Annotated in this window: 1 protein-coding gene; it reads right to left on the reverse strand. The window is 50.4% G+C overall.

Annotated elements, in window-relative coordinates; translation table 11 throughout:
• Positions 1–635: FAD-dependent oxidoreductase (locus tag SM447_RS29415; RefSeq protein ID WP_474576124.1), on the reverse strand; the 635-nt coding region annotated here is incomplete at both ends.

Consider the following 635-nt stretch of genomic DNA (forward strand, 5'->3'; position numbering starts at 1 on the left):
GCATCCCGCCTACCACGGCGACTGCAGCGCCTTGCAGGATTTCTGAACTTTCTGGTCCAATCATATGCAGGCCAATGACGGTTTCATCGGGGCCTTGGGTGATCATCTTATAGAGACCACGTTCTTCTCGTCCCGAAACCACGTTTTTCATCGGACGGAAGTCACTCTTGTAAACTTTGATATCATCGCCAAACTTTTCACGAGCCTCGTCTTCCGTCAAACCAACCGCAGCAATCGGTGGGCTAGAGAAAACAGCTGATGGGATGTTGTCATAAGAAATAGTGCGTGGATTATTGCCAAATACGGTGTCCGCAAAAGCATGGCCTTCGCGAATGGCAACCGGCGTGAGTTGTACACGGTTGGTTACATCACCCACAGCATAAATGCTATCTATGTTGGATTTGTTATCGTCGCCAACAGCGATGGCGCCTGATTTATCCAGCTCGACACCAACTTCTTCCAAGCCCATATCGCCACTTTTGGGGACACGACCTGTGGCGACCATGATAACGTCGGCGGTTTGCGGTTCGCCGCCATCTTTGAAGTGGACTGTGACAGTTCCATCATCATTTTTGACGATCTTTTCCAACGGCGCATCAAGGCGGTATTTGATACCCTTGGCTTCGCCCATTTCC

Source organism: Micromonospora aridisoli, assembly GCF_056150025.1.